The 20291-nt window shown below is 45.0% G+C and carries 20 protein-coding genes and 1 riboswitch; of the genes, 12 read left to right on the plus strand and 8 right to left on the minus strand.

Annotated features, from left to right (window positions below):
- The first annotated feature begins 3 nt into the window (after window positions 1-3).
- Window positions 4-3051: a DNA polymerase III subunit alpha gene (locus JWH17_RS04115; protein WP_205221303.1), complete on the plus strand. Its 3048-nt coding sequence runs from the start codon at window positions 4-6 to the stop codon at window positions 3049-3051.
- Between the two features lie 313 nt (window positions 3052-3364).
- Window positions 3365-3778 (plus strand): response regulator, encoded by a 414-nt coding sequence (locus tag JWH17_RS04120; protein WP_205221304.1) that lies wholly within the window; start codon window positions 3365-3367, stop codon window positions 3776-3778.
- Between the two features lie 238 nt (window positions 3779-4016).
- Here the strand turns inward: JWH17_RS04120 and ppk1 are convergent, their stop codons facing one another.
- The 5 genes from ppk1 to recD2 all read right to left on the minus strand — a co-directional run bounded on the left by ppk1 (window position 4017) and on the right by recD2 (window position 11249).
- Window positions 4017-6236 (minus strand): polyphosphate kinase 1, encoded by a 2220-nt coding sequence (gene ppk1 / locus JWH17_RS04125; protein ID WP_205221305.1) that lies wholly within the window; start codon window positions 6234-6236, stop codon window positions 4017-4019.
- Between the two features lie 65 nt (window positions 6237-6301).
- Complete coding sequence (locus tag JWH17_RS04130; protein ID WP_205221306.1) at window positions 6302-6883, minus strand: DUF4136 domain-containing protein; 582 nt, start codon at window positions 6881-6883, stop codon at window positions 6302-6304.
- Window positions 6884-7000: 117 nt separating this feature from the next.
- A complete protein-coding gene (locus tag JWH17_RS04135; protein ID WP_205221307.1) occupies window positions 7001-7201 on the minus strand; it encodes a hypothetical protein in 201 nt (66 codons plus the stop codon).
- A gap of 136 nt (window positions 7202-7337) precedes the next feature.
- Entirely contained in the window at window positions 7338-8222 is an 885-nt protein-coding gene (locus JWH17_RS04140; protein ID WP_205221308.1) for a bifunctional 5,10-methylenetetrahydrofolate dehydrogenase/5,10-methenyltetrahydrofolate cyclohydrolase, read from the minus strand.
- 546 nt (window positions 8223-8768) lie between these two features.
- On the minus strand, window positions 8769-11249 hold the full coding sequence (recD2, locus tag JWH17_RS04145; protein ID WP_232370886.1) for an SF1B family DNA helicase RecD2: 2481 nt from the start codon (window positions 11247-11249) through the stop codon (window positions 8769-8771).
- A gap of 194 nt (window positions 11250-11443) precedes the next feature.
- Here recD2 and JWH17_RS04150 point away from each other — a divergent pair, with 194 nt between their 5' ends.
- Window positions 11444-11683: a NifU family protein gene (locus tag JWH17_RS04150; RefSeq protein ID WP_205221309.1), complete on the plus strand. Its 240-nt coding sequence runs from the start codon at window positions 11444-11446 to the stop codon at window positions 11681-11683.
- Window positions 11684-11689: 6 nt separating this feature from the next.
- Window positions 11690-12055, plus strand: a complete 366-nt coding sequence (locus JWH17_RS04155) for a cell wall hydrolase (protein ID WP_205221310.1) — start codon at window positions 11690-11692, stop codon at window positions 12053-12055.
- Window positions 12056-12119: 64 nt separating this feature from the next.
- Here JWH17_RS04155 and JWH17_RS04160 read toward each other — a convergent pair whose 3' ends face one another.
- Window positions 12120-12635, minus strand: coding sequence for a GNAT family N-acetyltransferase (locus JWH17_RS04160; RefSeq protein WP_205221311.1), 516 nt, complete (start codon window positions 12633-12635; stop codon window positions 12120-12122).
- A gap of 138 nt (window positions 12636-12773) precedes the next feature.
- Window positions 12774-13193, minus strand: coding sequence for a LysE family translocator (locus tag JWH17_RS04165; protein ID WP_205221312.1), 420 nt, complete (start codon window positions 13191-13193; stop codon window positions 12774-12776).
- Between the two features lie 314 nt (window positions 13194-13507).
- Here JWH17_RS04165 and JWH17_RS04170 point away from each other — a divergent pair, with 314 nt between their 5' ends.
- The 3 genes from JWH17_RS04170 (at window position 13508) to prxU (ending at window position 15640) form a co-directional block, all read left to right on the plus strand.
- Window positions 13508-13963, plus strand: a complete 456-nt coding sequence (locus tag JWH17_RS04170) for a Fur family transcriptional regulator (RefSeq protein ID WP_205221313.1) — start codon at window positions 13508-13510, stop codon at window positions 13961-13963.
- 397 nt (window positions 13964-14360) lie between these two features.
- Window positions 14361-14765 (plus strand): methylmalonyl-CoA epimerase, encoded by a 405-nt coding sequence (gene mce / locus JWH17_RS04175; protein ID WP_205221314.1) that lies wholly within the window; start codon window positions 14361-14363, stop codon window positions 14763-14765.
- A gap of 155 nt (window positions 14766-14920) precedes the next feature.
- Window positions 14921-15640: a thioredoxin-dependent peroxiredoxin gene (gene prxU, locus JWH17_RS23635; RefSeq protein WP_232370887.1), complete on the plus strand. Its 720-nt coding sequence runs from the start codon at window positions 14921-14923 to the stop codon at window positions 15638-15640.
- A 67-nt stretch (window positions 15641-15707) separates the two neighbouring features.
- Here the strand turns inward: prxU and JWH17_RS04190 are convergent, their stop codons facing one another.
- On the minus strand, window positions 15708-16361 hold the full coding sequence (locus JWH17_RS04190) for a class I SAM-dependent methyltransferase (protein WP_205221317.1): 654 nt from the start codon (window positions 16359-16361) through the stop codon (window positions 15708-15710).
- A 425-nt stretch (window positions 16362-16786) separates the two neighbouring features.
- Window positions 16787-16885, plus strand: a riboswitch (TPP riboswitch).
- An 89-nt stretch (window positions 16886-16974) separates the two neighbouring features.
- Between JWH17_RS04190 and thiS the strand changes: the two genes are divergently transcribed.
- The 5 genes from thiS to thiE are packed head-to-tail and all read left to right on the plus strand — an operon-like array spanning window position 16975 to window position 20275.
- Window positions 16975-17172 carry a sulfur carrier protein ThiS gene (thiS, locus tag JWH17_RS04195; protein ID WP_205221318.1) on the plus strand — a complete coding sequence of 66 codons (198 nt, stop codon included), beginning with the start codon at window positions 16975-16977 and terminating at the stop codon, window positions 17170-17172.
- A gap of 3 nt (window positions 17173-17175) precedes the next feature.
- A complete protein-coding gene (locus tag JWH17_RS04200; RefSeq protein ID WP_205221319.1) occupies window positions 17176-17946 on the plus strand; it encodes a thiazole synthase in 771 nt (256 codons plus the stop codon).
- A 48-nt stretch (window positions 17947-17994) separates the two neighbouring features.
- Window positions 17995-19104 carry a 2-iminoacetate synthase ThiH gene (gene thiH / locus JWH17_RS04205; protein ID WP_205221320.1) on the plus strand — a complete coding sequence of 370 codons (1110 nt, stop codon included), beginning with the start codon at window positions 17995-17997 and terminating at the stop codon, window positions 19102-19104.
- Window positions 19101-19634: a sulfur carrier protein ThiS adenylyltransferase ThiF gene (gene thiF, locus JWH17_RS04210; protein ID WP_205221321.1), complete on the plus strand. Its 534-nt coding sequence runs from the start codon at window positions 19101-19103 to the stop codon at window positions 19632-19634. The genes thiH and thiF overlap by 4 nt, the downstream gene beginning before the upstream one ends.
- Entirely contained in the window at window positions 19631-20275 is a 645-nt protein-coding gene (gene thiE / locus JWH17_RS04215) for a thiamine phosphate synthase (protein WP_205221322.1), read from the plus strand. The genes thiF and thiE overlap by 4 nt, the downstream gene beginning before the upstream one ends.
- The last annotated feature ends 16 nt before the right edge of the window (window positions 20276-20291 follow it).

Below are 20291 nucleotides of genomic sequence, written 5' to 3' on the forward strand. Positions count from 1 at the left end.
TCCATGTTTCCACCCTCTGTTGCCCTTGGTGTACACTCCCATTATTCCATGAGGGAAGGCACCGCCTCCATGGCCGAACTATGTCGCCAGGCACGGCAAATCGGATACAGGACAATAGCTGTAACCGATATGAATAATGTGTATGGGCTTTGGACTTATCTAAGCGCCTGCCAGGAACACGGACTTCGACCAATTATCGGAGCTGAGATACGTACCCGGCAGGGTCGTTTTTTTTGTCTGGTGAAAAATCAGGATGGATTTCGAAACCTTTGCCGCCTCCTTACCTGCTACCATAACAAGCAACCTTTTCAACCGGAACAGGCACTGGAGCAATATCATCAGGGTTTGGTGATTTTGCCGACGTCTATTTCTCTGCTCTACCATTGCCATGCACTGGGTGCTGATACAGCGGCAGCCCTTGTCACTAAGCCCGATCAACACAATAGCGTTTTGCGTAGAGCAGCCATGGGGAGGAGTATCCCGGCAGTTGCCGTTGCTGATGCTTTTTTTTTAGCCCCGGAAGATTATAAGCTGCATCAACTGCTCAGAGCCATCAATAATAATGTATCCATCAGTAGATTATCGCCCCGGGATACGGTTGGTACTGATAAATACATGCCCTCTCCTGCTGCATTTGCGCACTGCTTTAGCCAGTGGCCGGAGGCTGTGGAGAACGTGCGGCATATTGTTGAAAAATGCGTTTTCAGCAGGCCTTCGACCCAGCTTGTTTTACCGCCATGTAGCCATGGTGATGCAGATACGCGATTGCACCAGTTAGCGCATGAGGGGGCGATTAAACGTTATGGCTCTCCCCTCCCCGCCCAAGTTTTCTCTCGTCTGCAGCACGAACTGCAGGTGATTGGCGATATGCATTTCTCTTCTTATTTTCTAGTCGTTAAAGATATTGTCGGCTCGGTTGCCAGGACCTGCGGCCGAGGGTCAGGTGCTGCATCCCTGGTTGCCTACTGCCTGTTTATTACCAATGTCTGCCCGGTAAAGCATAACCTTTACTTTGCCAGGTTTCTGAATCCAGGTCGAAGTGATCCGCCGGATATTGACGTTGATTTTTCCTGGGATGAACGCGACGCTATTTTAGAAGGTGTACTTGGTGAATTCGGCGTTCATGCTGCTATGGTTTCCAACCACGTTTTCCTGCAGCCGCGAATGGCTATTCGTGAAACAGCCAAGGTTTTTGGCCTGCCTGGATGTGAAATTTCAAGAGTTACTAAAAAATTACCTTGGATGGGGCGAGCTCATCGTCTGCAAAACGGTTTCCTCCCCTATCTGGAAAGTCTACCACAGCTCCGGGACGTACATTTTACAGGGCCCTGGCCCCGTATTCTTGCCATGGCTGAAAAAATAAGTGGTACTCCGCGGCATCTTTCTGTTCATCCAGGCGGAGTTGTCATCACCCCAGAGCCGATCTCCGGATATGTACCGGTTGAGTATGCGCCCAAAGGGGTTCCTATTATTCAATGGGAAAAAGATGGTGCCGAAACAGCCGGACTGGTCAAGATAGATTTACTTGGTAATCGCAGTCTCGGGGTAATCCGGGATGCTATTGATAATATCCGTTCTCACCATGAGCCTTTTGACGAGGCCGGCTGGCAACCGGAAGATGATCCTTTAACCCAAAAAAGTATTGCCCAGGGGAAAACCATGGGCTGTTTTTATATCGAAAGCCCTGCCACCCGCCTGCTACAAAAAAAAGCTAGAGTCGGCGATTTTGAACACTTGGTTATCCACTCCTCTATCATTCGCCCTGCAGCCAATGAATTTATTCGGGAATACCTGCGTCGTCTTCATGGTGGTTCATGGGAGCCTCTCCATCCTTTAGTGGGCAATGTGCTGGATGGAAGCTACGGGATTATGGTCTACCAGGAGGATGTCTCCAGAGTAGCTGTGCAGTTTGGATTTAACGATAGCGATGCCGATCGTTTGCGCAAGATCATGTCCAAAAAGGACAAGCAGAAAAAGCTGGCAGACTTTAAAGCCCGTTTTTTTGCCAAGGCAGCAGAGCGTAAGGTTGCCGAAGCAACAGCAACCCGGATCTGGAAGATGATGATGAGTTTTGACGGCTATTCTTTTTGTAAACCCCATTCCGCAAGCTATGCCAAGGTATCCTTTCAGGCGGCATATCTTAAAGTCCATCATCCTGCCGAATTCATGGCTGCGGTTATTTCCAATCAGGGCGGATTTTATTCGACCTTTGCTTACGTCTCCGAGGCCAGGCGCATGGGATTGACAGTAGTGCCGCCGGATGTCAATACAAGTCCCATTGATTGGACAGGCCGAAAAGAACGGTTACAGGTCGGCCTGATGGCTGTGCAGGGAATGTCGCAAAAAACGCTAAAAGCTCTGGTGGCAAGGCGTGCGGAGCATCAGTTTGCCTCGGTCATGGATTTTTTGTCCCGGGTCGAGCCGGCAGGTGATGAAGCACTGGCTCTTATCCATTGCGGTGCCTTGGATACACTGGAGCCCCATCAAGGTGAACAGAACCGGGGAGCCCTTTGCTGGCTGCTTGCTAAATGGCAGAAAAACAGAAAAAAACGGGTTCTGTCTCTTTTTACACCATTGGTGAGGCCCCCTGATTTACCCAAGGGTGATTCTCTGGAGCGGTTACGCAACGAGTACCGGGTACTTGGGTTTCTATGCGGCTGTCATCCCATTGTTCTGTTTGATCGGCATCGCCGTCAGCAGCAAACTGTTTATGCGCAGGATATTGAGCGATACGCGGCATCACATCAAGCGCAAACCCGTAAGCCTCGTATTCGTTTTCTGGGGTGGATGATCGCTGGTAAGGTGGTTGGTACCAAAAAGGGAGACCCCATGGAATTTATAAGTTTTGAAGATGAAACCGGACAGGTGGAGTGTACTTTTTTCCCAAAAGTCTATGATCGGTTCTGCCATTTGCTGCACAGCAAAGGGCCATTGCTGCTGGAAGGGTATGTTGACCAGGAGTTCGGCGTCTGCACGCTGACCGTGGAGCGGGTTGCTGATCGAAGTACCCAATTTCACCTATATCCAATAGGTGCTTGCCGTCCAAGATAATCTGGAAGAATAGAATGTTACCTTTAAGCCTTTTAGGCTAGAGATATTTATGGGTAATTTCTTATCTGTGGTCACCCTTTCCAGTGATGATATATTTGAAATATCGTGATCGAACCTAGACTTCTCAATTCTCAACTTCCCCCTATAAGCTTTAGTACCATTAGTCAAAGTGAGTATCCACTACTCTGCATCGAGGGCAGTCACCTTCGTTCAGAAGACATAAAATTTGTAAGTAGTTAAAGGGAATCGTATAACCGTTAGAGTGCTGAATACACTGTAATGAAACAACTATTTATTTGTACCACTCAGTAGTATGGAAATATTCCAGCTGGGTACAGATATTCAAAGCATTATAAAACATATAACCTTGAACGGCATACTTCGTTTGACATGTATTTATTCAAGAAGAAAATTTGCTAGAGACTTTTTTTGTGAAACTGTAACTATTCAGAATAGCAGTCTTAACGCTTTAAAGCTATTTCGGTTAAACCCAGGAGAGTTTGACTTGGTGATTACCGATTTATCGATGCCGAATATGACAGGAGTTCAATTGGCAGAAGAGTTTTTGAAAATTCGGCCAGATATCCCTCTTATTATTTGTAGTGGCTTAAACGAGAAGAACAACCAAGAAAAAGCAAAGTTGGTTGGCGTAACACGATTTATGGCAAAGCCAATTACTTTTTCTGAATTATCTCAGCAGGTAAGCATTGCACTAGAGGGTAAGTGATCAGCTTGCATCTGTGTTCATCATTGCTGTGCTTATTTTTCCGACAATGCCTTGATTTGAAGAAAAAATTGCTCAATCCGACAGGCTCCTATGATACCTAGTTCTTATCAAAGCTGTCCGAAAACATAAAACCTTGCTGAATATACGTGTTGAATGAGTACCATATTCTACACAAATAGAGGGGCTAATTGGTAATGAAATTTTTGTTGAAATGTAGACTGGGCTGCCAACTGTTCCGTTAATGTTTTTTTCGTTTGGCGATTTTTTTACTGTATTTCTTTTTTTTAGATTGCCGCTTGGCTTCGGCCAGTCGTTTAGCGCTTTTTTGAATACACTGCTCCTGGGACGAAGCATTCTCGCTCCGTTGGCTGGGTGTCCTGTGGATGTATGTCCCATCTGCCTGCATATCCCAGGCACCGCGTTTATCAGCAAGTTGCAGGTCTATGATTTCTCGGAGTTGCTTGCACAGTGCCGGCGCCTCTACAGGCGTTATCACCTCAACCCTTCTTTCCAGGTTGCGTTTCATCAGGTCAGCCGAACCAATGAAATATTTATCGTCCCCTTTGTGTTTGAAGTAGTAGATGCGGGAATGTTCTAAAAAACGACCGACAATGGAAACTACTCTAATATTATCGGAAAGGCCGGGAATGCCGGGCCTGAGCAGGCAGGAGTCACGCACAAGTAAGTCGACTTGTACCCCTGCCTGAGAAGCAAGATAGAGAGCCTTTATAATGTCTGAATCGGTCAGTGCATTGGTCTTCAGCTGGATCAAACCGGGATTTTTATCGGAATGCAGTTGAATCTCCTGATGAATGTATTCCAGTAGTTTTGCTTTCAGTACTTTGGGCGATGGAAGAAGCTTGGTGTAATTACGCAGAGGCGCATACCCCATGGTCAAGTAGTTGAACAGCTCGGTCAGGTCATTGCCGATATCCGAATCACAAGTCAGTATTCCCAGGTCGCTGTATAATCTGGCGGTCTCTGCGTGGTAGTTGCCGGTTCCTATGTGGGCGTATCGTTTAATACCGTTAAAGTCCTGGCGTACGACAAAAATAACCTTGGAATGTGTTTTTAGGCCAACAACACCGTAAGTAACATGTATGCCTGCTTTTTCCAGGAATGTTGCCCACCGGATATTTGCAGACTCATCAAATCTAGCCATGAGCTCCACCACCACCGCAACCTGTTTGCCGTTGTGCGCAGCATCCAGAAGGTACTTTATAATTCTGGAATCTGCAGATGTTCTATACAGGGTCATCTTTATTGCCAGTACTTTGGGGTCGGTGCTGGCCTCTTTTAAAAATCGTTCCACAGACGAACTGAACGATTCATAGGGATGCTGTAGTAAAAAGGGCCCCTCTTCCCTTATAAGGTGGAAGATATTGGGTGAATCGCCGGCAAGGCGAAAATGATCCAAAGGCAGGTGGGGCGGGAAATGTAAATGGGGCTTATGGATAGCTCCTATTTGAAACAGATCCCGTTTGTCCATAATGCCGTCTACTTCAAAAACATCCTTGCGTGAATCTATACCAAGCTCTGCTGCCAACATGCCTCGGTGTTGCCGGGTCATGTTGCTGCTGACCTCAAGACGGACAATTTCTGCAAACTTTCGGTCTTGCAGTGCCGATTCAATCATGGCCAGCAGGTCGGATGCCAGGTCAAGAGTATTTTCAGTGATGGCGTTCCTGGTGACCCTGAAAAATTCACAGGTGTCAATAATCATACCAGGAAAGATAGTTTTGAGATTGTTGGCGACCAGGTCTTCGAAACGAACATACACATCTGTCCCTTCGTCAATTTCTATAAACCGAGGGATACCGATTTCGGTAGGGATCTTTATGCGATTGAGGTAGATGTGGTCTTCGTTCTGGTGATGGGTCGCAACCAGTAAATTAAGAGACAGGTTCGATATAAAAGGGAACGGGTGGGCAGGATCCATGCCCTGCGGCGTCAGAAGCGGGTAAATGCTCTCCAGAAAAAAAACATCTAGTTTCTTACATTGTTCGCTGTCCAAACTTTGGTATTCAACTATATGGATACTTTCCTTTGCAAGCAACTGCAGGAGTTCACTCTCTAAGGTCTGCTGCTGGTGGAGTATATCGCGAACAACAGCATAGGATTCATCGATCTGCTGCTGGGGAGTTCTTCCATCATCGGAAAGTTGCTTTAACTCGGCTCCCACCTGTTGTTTGAGACCACCGATCCGCTTCATGAAAAACTCGTCAAAATTATTGCTGATGATGGCTAGAAACTTCACCCTTTCCAGGAGGGGGGTGCTATCATCCTGGCCTTCATGCAATACCCGCCGGTTAAATTCCAGCCATGTCAATTCACGATTCAGGAACCACTGGTAACTATCAAGATCAAATGCCGCCTCTTCTTTTTTGCTCGCTGTGTTATTTGCGTCGGCACTTTTTTTTGGTTTGGTAGGTAATACCTTGGGATCATTGGTAGCCATTTTTTTCCTTAAGCTCGCATTTAATACTACATGTGCAACATCTATTGGTCAGGGTAACGTCTGTCTTATTTTTCACCTTCCTTTTCGTTTCCAGGTGGAAAGTGATTGAGTATGTCTGCGACATAGGTATCAATGTTCTTCTGCATTTTTTCCTGGTTTTTGTAGTTCTTGACCAGTCCCGTGCCAGCGCCCCGCCAGATAAGTTCATTATTTTTGGCTGTAACAATATCAATTATAAGCGTGCCTTCGGTGTAATAGTTAACGTCAATCCGATTGTGGTACCCATCGGTTCCCCACCATGGACCGTACATTGGTGAAGCGTAATAGCCGCCTGCACCGCCCCAGTTTGTAACCCTCATTTTTTCCTGAATGCCGGCGTGGGCAATAACGTAGATATCGGGTTCAGTCGCTGTAGCTTTTTTATAGCCTTTGGCAACAAGATGTTTTTCTATCGACGCGAGAACACGTTTTTTCAGCAGGGGGTTGGCTTCAAGCGCATCGTCTTTCGCATTAGCCTGCCGCCAGGCAAAGGTCTCGATTGTTGCAAAGTCAGCCTCTTGGTCGTAGTCATAATTAACACTAACGGTACTGCAACTGACCATTATCAGGGCCGATATAAGCAAAAGGCAAAAAATATGCGGTTTCATGTACGCTCTCCCCATAGTTGCACTGCTTTACAGTTGATTGTGACTTATTGTACTTTGTACTTCCGGTAAATGAAAGGTATCGCCTCAGAATTACACGCTGTTTAAGGACGGCAGGTGTTAAGTGTTGTCTGGTCCGGATGCTGCTTTATCAGGCAATACCTGCATTTTATCATTTTCATCTTCCGCTAAGATATAGCCGAGGCCGCAACAGGCAGGACATTCCTCGCGGGTAAGGAGAAACCGGCTTTCTCCCTGGAAAAAACCGATTTCGCCGGTACCTCCACATGTTGGACAAACTTCTTTTTTTTCTTGCTTCATAGCTGGTATTCTCCAATAACTACAGGCATATTGAAACAGAGCCTGTATGGGAGTCTTTGCTCATCTTAAAGGTGTCTTGAAAAATTGTTTTTTTCCCAATCCCTGCGTTATAGTAAAAATCCAGTCAACCATAAGATTATGCGCCAACTGTCTGTTTGGCGGCCTGTAAGGTGTTTTTCATCAGCATGGTAATGGTCATGGGACCCACGCCGCCGGGTACAGGAGTGATTGCAGCGGCTTTTTTCCGTACCGATTCAAAATCAACGTCACCGACGAGCAGGGCTTTGCCTTCAGCAGTCTCCCCTACCCTGTTTACCCCGACATCTATCACCACAACTCCATCTTTTACGTCATCGCCGGAAATCATCTTTGCCACTCCGGCAGCAACAATTAAAATATCTGCTCGCCTGGTGTGGAAACCGAGATCTTTTGTACGGGTATGACAGAGGGTGACGGTTGCATTGCCGCTATCACGTTTTTGCAGCATCAGGTTGGCCACTGGTTTACCAACAATGTTGGAGCGACCGACGATAACCACCTCCGCGCCTGAGGTTTCGTAGCCGGAGCGGGCAAGCAGCTCCAGTATCCCGTGGGGAGTACAGGGCAGAAAGCACTGTTCGCCAAGGACCATCTTGCCTACATTGACAGGATGAAAACCATCCACGTCTTTTTCCGGATCAATGGCAAACAGGACATTTGCCTCGTTGATATGCTTCGGGAGTGGCAACTGGACAAGAATACCATGGATCTGTGGATCATTATTATACTGGGCAACGGTTTGCAGCAATGTCTCTTCGGGAGTATCAGCAGGCAGGCTTACCTGTTTGGAATAGATGCCAAGCACGCCGGCGGTTTTGTTTTTGGCTGCCACATAGGAGCGGGAAGCAGGATCATCCCCCACCAGGATAGTTACCAAGCCGGGAATAATGTTATGGCTTTCTTTTAAGGCGGTAACCTCTTCTGCTATTTCCTGACGAATGGTCTTGGCTATTTCAGAACCACGAATTATTTTTGCACTCATATTTCTCTTGTAAGGTAAATAAGTAATTAAAAAGTGTAACTATTCAGCAGCCCCCAACTCTCCACAGTCTGCCCGTACAGCATACTGATGTATCGAAGTCGGGACGTATCCGCTACATCGGTCAACTTAAGAACGTTTCGAACATTGCTCTACAGTTACAGTTCGGAGTAGATTGACAGTTTTCAGGTCTTCACTGAATAGCAACCTGAAAGTAATATAATCATTTATAATCTTCTCTGACTCTGATCGCTGTAATATTTTTCAACCTTTTTGAGTTGATGCTTAGGCTGGGGTTCTCGTAAGTTCAGGCGGCGTCTTGCTCAAGATTTCCGGCTATGCATTATATTATTACTCCAGGTGATCCAACTCAACATAAAGAAATTCTTGGTTGAGGTGCAAAAAAGGCAATAAGGGGACAATATTCAAGAGAAAATCTACCTGACCCGGAGGATGAGTTTTTTGGTTATCGACGAAAAAACAGTCTGTTTTTTTAGCGCTACCGTATTTTCTATAAATATCAACATTTTAAGTCGAAAATAAAAAAGCTCATGAGAAATTCGGGCTGAGCCCCGACTGCAGCAAGTGGCACAATGCAGTCTGTCGCAGGGACGTATCCTGATTTTTAACAGCCATGGCAAGAGCCTTTCTGGTACCAACAAGGACTACCAGCTCTTTCCCTCTGGTAACACCTGTGTAAAGGAGATTGCGAAACAGCATCTTGAAATGCTGGGTCAACACCGGAATGATCACAGCGTCGAACTCAGAGCCCTGTGACTTATGGATAGTAATGGCATAAGCCAGATCCAGTTCAGTGATCTGTTCCCGGTTGTACTCAACAACCCTGCTATCAGGGTAAAAGACCACAGATAGCTTCAAGTTGGTGTTGTCCACGCTTTCTATCTTCCCTATATCGCCATTAAAGACATTCAGATCGTAATTGTTGCGCCGGTGGATGACCCTATCTCCGACACGGAAAATTCGCTCGCCGACAGTCAGTTCTGCTTTGTTTTCTGTGGGTGGATTAATGGTTTTCTGCAGCACCAGGTTAAGATTGCCGGTACCAAGCGAGCCGCGAATCATGGGAGAAAGAACCTGGATTTCTGTTTTCTTTCCCATGTATTTGGGAATCCAGTTGAGGTAGAGCTGCTGCACCACGTCTTGGGCTGTTAGTCCGTAATAAAGGGATGACCAGGGATGGGTCTTTTGGGCCAGGGTAAGTAGCGTATCGGCACCTGCATCGGCGGTAGCAAGAGCTCCAAGATCGACATGGCTGAAAGGGGAAGGCACGGGGAGCGCACAGTAGGTCGTGCCGCTCTCATCGATTTCAATATCAAAAGGAGATTGGTCAAATGCTGCTTCGCGGTTATCAATATCATGATAATGTTGTTTTACCTTTGCCGTAAATTTAAGCTGCTGCTGTGTTGCTTCGTCTGAATCGACAAAAAAACAGTCTGTTGTACGCCAAACTTCAGGTTTTTTAAAAGGTGAATCCAGTCTTGGTACCCTTCCCTTGTTTATTTCGTGCGCCGTTGTAATTATATGGGATTGCTTAGCTTGTCTAAAGATAGCGGTGAGTTGAAAACAGGGAATAATACGGGAGTTGATCATGTCCTTGAGGACATTGCCGGCTCCAACGGCGGGAAGTTGGTCAGCGTCACCGATAAAAAGGATAGCCGTGTTTTTGCTGACGGCTCGCAAGAGCGAAGCCGTCAAGGTAATGTCAAGCATAGAACATTCATCGATAATGAGAAAATCTGTTTTAAGCGGGTTGTCCTCATTTTTGTTAAATCCCGTTCCCTGGAATTCCAGTAATCTGTGAACCGTCTTTGCCTCCTGGCCAATGACTTCTCCCATTCGTTGGGCTGCCCGACCGGTAGGTGCTGTCAGCATCACAGTTTTTCCCATGGCCAATACTAAAGCTACGATCGCTTTGGTGGTGGTTGTTTTGCCACAACCCGGCCCGCCGGTAAGAATGGAGCACTGCTGGTTGGCAATAGAACAGACCGCCTCGGACTGTTCAGGGCTGAGTGCAAGCTGGACCTGCTGCGTATAGCGCTCAACCCACTGCCGAATGCGTTGCTCACTTTCTCCCAGTGTGGCTACTGCCGCCAGCAGTCTGGTTGCGGTATATTCTTCATCATAATAAATCGATTTTGCGTAATAACAGGACGAAAGTTCCTCATTTTCTCCCAGTGCTAAACGACGCACGCGCAATTGGCCTTGATGTTCCATAGCATCCAGGTGCTCAGGAATGACGGCAGCAAGCTCAAGTGTCAGGAGTTTGTTTACCCGTTCCGTGACCTGCTTTTTGGAAAGAAAGCAGTCCCCGGAATCACGCGACGCTGAAAGTACATGCCTGATGGCTGCAATGATTCGAACGTGTGAATTTTCTGCAAATCCCAGAGCAAGCGCTACTTTGTCGGCTGTGAAAAATCCGATACCGTAAAAGTCGATAGCCAAGCGATAAGGGTTCTTCTGGACAATGGAGATTGCTTCATCTCCGTATTGTTTATAGATACGCACGGCAAAAAGAGTTGAAATACCGTAAGACTGAAGAAACATCATCACGTCGCGGATCGCCTTATGCTCAGTCCATGCTTTTTCTATGGACGCAAGCTTTTTAGCGGCGATGCCCGGCACATTCACCAGTTGCTCGATATCATTTTCAAACACTTCCAGAGTATTTTCACCAAAATGACGAACAATTCTTTTTGCGGTCTTAGGCCCGACCCCTTTAATCAGGCCGGAGCCCAAATATTTTTCCACTGCACTGGTGGTGGCTGGTTTGAGTTCAGTGGCAAAAGCTGCCTTGAACTGTTTTCCAAATCGCGGGTGAAGGGTCCACGCGCCCGTAAATGCCATGGTTGCCCCGGCAAAAACCCTGGTTTGATGGACGGTCACCGTCACCAACTCCCCGTAGGCCTGAAAAGGACTTACCTTGAGCACAGACCACCCATTGGATTCATTGTGGTAGGTGATCCGTTCCACTACCCCTTTGAGTTTTTCTTGAATACGTTCGTGTTGCAAATAGTGCTCTCTTCAGTCCCTGGTTGTCTGTGTGCTGGAATTGTGGTAATATACAGTACTTTTTATTAGAATTAGGTCTTTCTTTAGAAGCTTTCCAGAGGATGATCGATAGGTGCATTCTTTAAGCAAACCACCTATATGGATATCATGATAGAAGTTCATGCTCTATTGAGCAAGTTGTAAAAGGAATATTCATGCATCAACTACAAGGTAAGATACTTGAAGCACTCGACGATATTCGACCTGCCTTGCAAAAGGATGGGGGAGATGTTGAGTTTGTAGATGTGGACTTGGACAATATCGTCACTGTACGCCTCACAGGAGCCTGTCAAAATTGCCCTATGTCCGAGGTAACGTTGAAGGAGGGTATTGAAAAATTTTTAAAGAGCGAGATTCCTGCGATCAAGTCAGTACAGGCAGTAACCAAGGATTAAGGCAAAATGAGTTTTCTAGAAGGATTGCTGTGGCTTACCCTTAATGTGTACCACGAAGCACGAAGTGAGCCTGAAATCGGCCAAATGGCCGTAGCCCATGTAACTCTTAACCGGGCCATAGCAAAACAAAAAAGTGTGGGCGAGATCGTTACCGCACCCTATCAGTTCAGTTGGACTTTTCAAAAACAGTCCTACCTGCCCACCGAGTTTAAAGCGCTACAACAAAGTGCCAGTATTGCACTCAAAGCGTTAACTACCCCTGATTTTACACAAGGAGCAACTTTTTACCATCATACCAGGGTTCATCCCCACTGGGCCGATGACATGACCTTTATTGCCCAATACGGATCACATAAGTTTTACAGCAACTGATTATGTGCAAGGCCAGTTATCCTTTTGAATAACTCTATTTTTCGACGATTAAAGCCTCTTTTTGCTATAGTGTTACTTCCCAGAATTCCTGATGAAAATTTTGCCCGTACTTGCTTAACGCTCTAACAGGACCTGCAATGCGGAAGCCTAGATCTGCATATAGTTTTCTCGCATTTGTGAGGCAGCTGTATGTTTCCAGGCGAACCTTTTTTACACCGCCTGTTTCAGCGTGTTGGATTGCAAAGTGCATCAACTCTTTTGCTATGCCTTTTTCTCGGTAGGCAGGGAGAACCAGCAAAAAATTAATAAACGCCACCCTTTCATCGACCTTGGAGATGGCAAGTGATCCTGCGTTGTTACTGTTGATTTCCTTGAGCCAGATACGTGTAAATGGATCATCTCTATCGCAAATTGAAACTGCTTTACGGCTAATGTCTATTTCAAAATGCATATCAAAATGAAATTCTTGCGCATAAAGCAAACCATGTTGTGATATAATCCAGCCAATATCCCCTGGGCTGATCGGTCTGATCTGTCCTGTTGCACCCGTTGTTTGAGTATTCTTACATGATCTGTTCATCGCTGATCTTCTCTACCGTCAGCCTTGATATGTGTTAGCTGCTTGTAGGTTGTCAAAATCCAAGAGCCTGTCGCTTGGTTCTTCTGCCGTGGACGTGAGCTTGTGGGTGTAATTGCGGGATAAACGATCTGCCGGCGTCTATGAATTGTGGAAACAGGGCTGTAAAAAAACGATAGCTTTAGGGTTGCTTATGCCAACCCAAAGTCCTTCCTTGAATACAGAGGAAAATTCTTTGTTGGTTTGCGATGAAGGGGGGAAATCTTTACCTTTTGAAGGCAGTGGAGACCGCCAAGCCCTGACACCGATATAAATTAAATACATGCAGCCAATTATTTTCATTATGGTAAATAAAGCTGAAGAGGCTAGGATAATAGCACCTAACCCGAAAGCGGAGATTGTTGCCATAACGACCATGGCAATGAAATTGCCTAAAATGCCCGCAACAGATATTTTAACCCCATATTTAATAGTGTTTTTGATTGTTAAAACAACTGCAGGGCCTGGAATGGCAACAATCGTAACCGCCAATATAACGTAAACAAGATATTCATTAATCACTTGGTGTAGATCCTTATGGGTGCAAAACTCGGTGTTTTGAAAATATCCTTGATATTCTCGTCACAAAAAAACTACAATAATATTAATCGTTCTGGAAGCTTTTTTATTTTCAATACATCGAGGCGCCATGTTTTCTCATGGTTAAAAAAACATTGGTTGCAGACCTTTAGAAAATTTCAAAATGCTTAGTTTTCCAGGGTTCATACTATTGAGCCAATTAGGTGAGCTGTAAATTGATTTAGTTTTAATAATTATTATCGACAGGAAAATACTTTTTTGATAATCATTATCAATAACAATTAATTATTAATGAAATGGGAATTGAACAGCAAAAAATAGAGCCAGAGAAAAGACTAGAGCAGATGGTAAGGCGACTCAAGGATAATGATCACCGTATCACCCCTCAGAGGTATGCTGTTTTAAAAGCCTTATCCGACAGCAAAGACCATCCTTCAGCAGAAAGCATCTATGAAACACTTGTTGCTCATTACCCAACCATGAGCTTGGCGACAGTGTACAAGACGCTGAATCTGCTCAAACAAAAAGGTGAAGTGCTTGAATTAGAGTTTAGTGAATTAGGTAACCGCTACGACGCAAATAAACCCTATCCCCACCCGCATGTTATCTGCACGGAATGCGGGAAGATTGTTGATCCATCAATGTTTGATTTAAAAGAAATAACAGAAAAGATGGTGCAGGAAACAGGATTTAAAATCGAAAGCCATAGACTTGATTTTTACGGACTTTGTCTTAATTGTCAAAAGAAGTAGTTTTTTTGCCCTTTTGCGGATAACCGTTATTAGTAGACACCCTGTGTCACGTAGTGGCACTTGTCGTAATAGTTTTGGATAACAAATGGCCCGTGAGTGAATTCTCGTTATTATTATTTTCGATAACAATGCTTAAACAGGCATTTAAATCTTTTTTATTGTTAGGTTCTGTAAGATATGATGCCCCTGGAGCATAGCAAATTATGCTTACCAGCAATAGTGTTAAAGTATAGATCCGATATGGAAACAGGGGTGCTAAGGCGATGAGTATTAACGTGGATGAACTTGCGCAAACTCTGTGCTTCATCCTATACCACCAACTGATTATTGGTTAAACCATCGTTCCTTCCTGGGTAGCGACAGCGTCTGGATGGAACAACAAACAGAGAGGTTCACAATGAAAATTCTTAAAATTAATCATCTTGGTATTGCCGTTAATAGCATTAATGAAGGAAAGAAATTTTGGACTGACGTTTTAGGCCTTGAATTCGAAGGAGCAGAAACGGTTGAAGAACAAAAAGTCACCACAGCATTTTTTCCTGTTGGCGAAAGTGAAATTGAACTGTTGGAGTCAACTTCTCCCGATGGACCAGTAGCCAAGTTTATAGAGAAGAAAGGTGCTGGTTTTCAACATGTTGCTTTTCAAGTGGAAGATATTGCTGCCGCCCTGGACGAATTAAAAGAAAAGGGTGTTAAGCTCATCGATCAAACGCCACGAATTGGCGCAGGAGGAGCAAAGATAGCATTTCTTCATCCTAAAGCTACTGGCGGCATTCTTGTTGAACTCTGTGAAAGAGGATAGCAAGAGCAATGCTCTTTTAAAATGTGATCATGATATTGCAGTACCCGTGATTCCGGTTCACTGTGAGTGTTAGTGGTAGTCTTTTTTTGAGTAGGAAGTCTCAGCAGGAATAAGCAGTGCACCACATGCATGTAACCTTTACCTAGGAGAATAGTATGGCAGAAGAAGCTGAAGTTGGATGCGCACGGCCAACCGGTGGCCCAGTGGGTGAAGAGCAAGTTGAAACGCAAGAACAACAACAAGTACAGCCAAGGGAGGAACGTTCAATGGTAATGGTCGGTCAAAAAGCCCCTGATTTTGTTGCCCCAGGGTATCAAAAAGGTAAATTTGTTAATGTGAAGCTCTCGGATTATCTTGGCAAATGGGTGGTCCTTTGCTTTTATCCGGGCGATTTTACCTTCGTCTGAGCTACTGAAATTTCAGCGGTCGCTGAAAAATATCCAACTTTCCAAGAGCTTGGTGTAGAGGTTCTTTCCATGTCCATCGATTCCATGTTTGTTCATAAAATGTGGGATGATAACGAATTATCAAAAATGGTCGACGGAGGAGTGCCCTTTCCGATGTTGTCGGATGCGGGTGGCAAGGTGGGTAAAATATTTGGTGTGTTCGATGAAACAGCTGGTGTAGAAGCCCGTGGCCGTTTTCTCATCGACCCAGACGGCGTTATTCAGGGATTTGAAGTGCTGACGCCACCTGTAGGCAGAAATGTAAGTGAAACTATCCGTCAGATACAAGCTTTCCAACTTATTCGCGAAACTAAAGGTGCCGAGGCAACGCCTTCCGGCTGGAAACCCGGCAAGAAAACCTTAAAACCAGGTCCTGAATTAGTAGGTAACGTGTGGAAAGAGTGGAACACAAGTATGGCTTTTGATTGATCAACTACTCTCCTAAAAATAAAGCCGGACATTCCTGCTCCGGCTTTATTTACTTTTTTTTATGTAGTTACAACTTGTTGAGCAAAATTACATCATTGCCGAAAAAGCTTACTTTGGCGCTGAAACGTTTTGCAATGTACTCAAAAGAAGAGCGGTTATAAAAACAAATATGTGTCAGGTCGCGGATATAGTGCCAACTCTGAAAAGCCTGTTTGTCGATTACCATCTTCGTCATAATACCCAGCCAGCCGTGTTGTTTTAGTACCTGAAACAATGAGGTAAACGTCGCGCTGGGGTTGTGTAGATGTTCCACGACTTCTGTGGCACATATAAAATCATACGACTTAAAAAAAAGAGAAGGATCATCGTAGTAAAAAGGGTCATATAAATCGACTTGGTGGCCTTGCTCTTCTAGAATGTACGAAAGAGTTGGACCTGGGCCGCAACCAAAATCCAACCCCTTTTGTTTTGAGTTGAGCCGTTTTAATAACGGATTGGTCAATCTCGATAAAAAAATCCGATACCCTTCATCAGATGGAAAATTCTGGTGCAAATCATAGATCGCTTTTTCATTAGCGGAATTAAGCCAGTAAAATTGAGGGACGAAAACGAGTTCACAGTCTGAACAACGCAGGTATTTTCTTGTGGTATCTTGGTAAAATAGGCTGCAGGTTTTACAGCCGCATAAAGGGCAAATGTGGGCGTTGAGTTGGTTTTTCATCAATATCGATCCTTCTTTTTATGACTGCATTTAGGATTTTATTTACTCAGCTCTTAGCCTTTATAGCAAACCAGCACGCCTTTTTTCTTAAAATGGCTATACGCTTCAGTTGCCTATCATATTTAATCCATCCTTTGGATGGAAATCTTGGCAGTTGCATAAGTGCATCGTTTCTTTTCTGGATTATAAGATGTATGTAGTTTTTGATGTAGCTATATCTCTCCTTTCATGCAGTCCTAGAACAATGCATTCCCTTACCATTCTGATTATGCTTTTCAATTATTTACTTTTGTCTTGCAACATTAACTGTTCTTGCTAAAGCGCTGAAATAATGTTTTTAATTTTATTCTTTTATAGTGAAAAAGTATCTCTTCTTGTAATGTTATTATCTTGTTGACAAAACCAAAAGGCTCCTTTATACAGGAAGCCATCGCTAGGGGTGCTGTCTCTGCTGAGAGGAATTTATCCAACCCTTACAACCTGATCCGGGTAATACCGGCGAAGGGAAGCGGCTTATAACGAATTTACAAAATTATTTTATAATTTTTTTATTTTTTCAAGCCACTTACCCTAATTGGGGTAAGTGGCTTTTTTCGTTTTAAGGGGTGAAATTATGCAGTTTTCTATCAATGGAAAAATTGAAACCAGTAATGCGAGCACTATTGATGAACTGGTGAAAGAGCTAGGACTCGATTCTAATTCGTTGGTTGTTGAACACAATGATCAAATAATTCGACAGGAACAGTGGCCAGCAACAAAGCTTCAGGAAGGTGATGGACTGGAACTGCTAAATTTTGTCGGTGGAGGGTGAACCATGGTGGAACAAGGGCTAAAAATCGGCAATAAAACCTTTACAAATCGTCTCTTTACCGGAACCGGAAAATTTTCGACAAACGCGCAGATCCCTGAGATGCTTGAGGCCAGTGGTTCCCAGATGATCACCGTAGCCTTGAGGCGGATAGATTTCGGTTCAAAAACAGAAAACATCCTTGATTTCATTCCTGATAACGTCATTCTTCTTCCAAATACCTCGGGTGCGAGAACCGCAGAAGAGGCAGTACGGGTAGCCCGAATAGCAAGGGAGGCCGGCTGTGGTGAATTTGTCAAAATTGAGGTGATCACCGACTCCAAATACCTGATGCCGGATAATTACGAGACGCTCAAAGCTACGGAGTTGCTGGCTAAGGAAGGATTTGTTGTACTGCCTTATGTCCTTCCCGACTTGCCCCTTGCCAAACGGCTTGAGTCCGCAGGTGCTGCTGCAGTCATGCCGCTTGGTGCACCGATTGGTACAAACCGTGGCCTGGAAACAAAACCGCTAATCGCGATGCTGATTGAAAACTGCACCGTCCCGGTAGTTGTTGATGCGGGGATAGGGATGCCTTCTCAGGCCGCGGCAGCAATGGAGATGGGTGCAGATGCGGTGCTTGTAAATACTGCTATTGCTACTGCAAACGATCCGAAGACAATGGGAAACGCTTTTGATTTGGCAGTTCGTGCTGGCCGAGCTGCTTACCTGGCAGAGGCCTCGGGTACGAGCACAACAGCTCGGGCATCCTCGCCATTGACAGGGTTCCTAAATTGATGAGGCTATTTTTACAATGTACTCATTTCCCTTTCACAGGAGTGAACCATGTCCTTCTCTCAAATAGTTGAGCAGTATAAAGAATTTCCTTTTCCAGATTTTTTTGCCCAGGTCACGGATGAAGAGATAGAGCGTATCGTTGCCAAAGATTCAATCCAACCCATGGATTTTCTTGCCCTGCTCAGCCCCAAAGCGGCTGAACATTTAGAGCTGATAGCTCACAAGGCGCAACGTCTGACAGTACAGTACTTTGGTAAAACTATTCAGTTGTTTACCCCGCTTTACATATCTAACTTTTGCTCTAACCAATGCATTTATTGCGGTTTTAATAAAACTAATCATATTGTCCGTCGCAAACTGTCTATTCAAGAAATCGAGAAAGAGGCCCAGTCTATTGCTGCAACAGGATTGCAGCATTTACTGCTGCTTACCGGTGAATCAAAACATGCGACCCCCATGGATTATTTGGTTGAAGCCGTTACCTGCCTTAAAAAATATTTTGCATCGGTTTCAATAGAAATTTTTCCAATGGATGTTGATGAATACAGGCAGTTGAAGCAGGCAGGGGTGGATGGGCTTACTATTTTTCAGGAAACCTATGACCAAGCGATTTATGCTGAGGTCCATTTGGCAGGAAAGAAAAGAGACTACCATTTCAGGCTCGATGGGCCTGAACGGGGAGCAAAAGCTGGTTTCAGATCTGTCAATATCGGTGCCTTGCTGGGTCTAGGAGAAAAGCGGAGTGAGTTTTTCTTTACCGGCTTGCACGCAGCTTACTTGGATGAAAACTATCTTGATACTGAAATTTCCGTATCCCTCCCCCGCTTTAACGAAGCTGAGTGTGATTTTACTCCTAAGTATCCTGTTAACGACAAGACCTTTGTCCAGTTTTTGCTCGCATTACGGCTTTTTCAACCACGCGCTGGCATTACTGTTTCCACTCGGGAAAATCAGCTTATGCGTGATAATTTAATCCAGCTTGGCGCCACTCGCCTTTCAGCCGGGGTATGTACCAGCGTTGGTGGTTATACGCAAAACGAAGAGACCGATACCCCACAGTTTGAAATTACAGACACGCGGAGTGTGTGCCAGGTCGCAGATGCTATTGCTGCCCATGGTTACCAGCCTGTTTACAAAGACTGGGACGCAAGTCTATGAAGATCGGGATAGCTGGTGCTGGCGGGATTGGGTCCAATGTTGCGGTGAACCTCGTTCGTAGCGGCATAACTGCATTGAAAATTATTGATTTTGATCGGGTTGAATCGTCCAATCTGGATAGGCAATTTTATTTTGCTGATCAGGTTGGAAAAATGAAGGTCGATATGCTGCGTTACAACCTGATGCGCATCAATCCTGACATCGAAATTGAAATAAGCACTGAACGCATTACACCTTCCAATATTGATCAGCTTTTTATTCACTGCGACACCATTGTCGAAGGGCTGGACAAAAAAACTGACAAAAAATTGGTGCTTGAACATTTCGGGCAAAGCAAACGGTTGGTTGTTTCTGCAAGCGGTATTGCCGGGAGCGATATTGCAACCATCCAGGTCAAAAAAATTGGCAACACACATGTTGTTGGCGATTTTATCACTGACTGCTGTCACGCAACTCTGTATGCCCACAAAGTTATTACAGTGGCTGCCGGCATGACAGCGGTCCTTCTTTCTTCTTGGAAAAGGCAATGACAAATAGAAACTTACTTCTTCCCTCAGGAATTTACGGCATTACAGCAGAAAAGTTTTCCTGTGGCCGTTCCAATATTCAGGTTGTTGAGGAGATGATCAAGGGCGGCATTAAAGTTATACAGTACCGAGAGAAAAGACACCTGAAAGATTATTGTGACATTTTATCAGAATGCCAGACGATCAGAGAAATGACCCGGGAGCATGAGGTGACCTTTATCATCAACGATTTTGTCGACATTGCCCTCCTGGTAGATGCCGATGGCGTCCATGTGGGCCAAGAAGATTTACCAGTGGATGCGGTTCGTCGTCTGCTCGGACCTGACAAAATTATCGGATTGTCGACCCATTCCCCTGAACAAATGCACAAGGCTCAAGAGGTGGGGGCAGATTATATCGGGGTCGGCCCGATTTATGCCACTCAGACCAAGGAAAATGTCTGCGCACCTACCGGGTTCGACTATTTGGAATATGTAGTGGAAAATGTCGCCATTCCCTTTGTCGCCATCGGCGGCATTAAACAACACAATATTGATGAGGTAGTAAAACGCGGTGCTCAGTCAATCTGTTTGGTAACAGAGATTGTCGGTGCAGACAATATTACCCAGACTGTGAAAAACTTAAACAATGCCTTTTCGGCCTGATGTATTTATCAAAAAC

Origin of the sequence: Desulfogranum marinum, from assembly GCF_016918565.1 — a bacterium.
GTDB lineage: Bacteria > Desulfobacterota > Desulfobulbia > Desulfobulbales > Desulfobulbaceae > Desulfogranum > Desulfogranum marinum.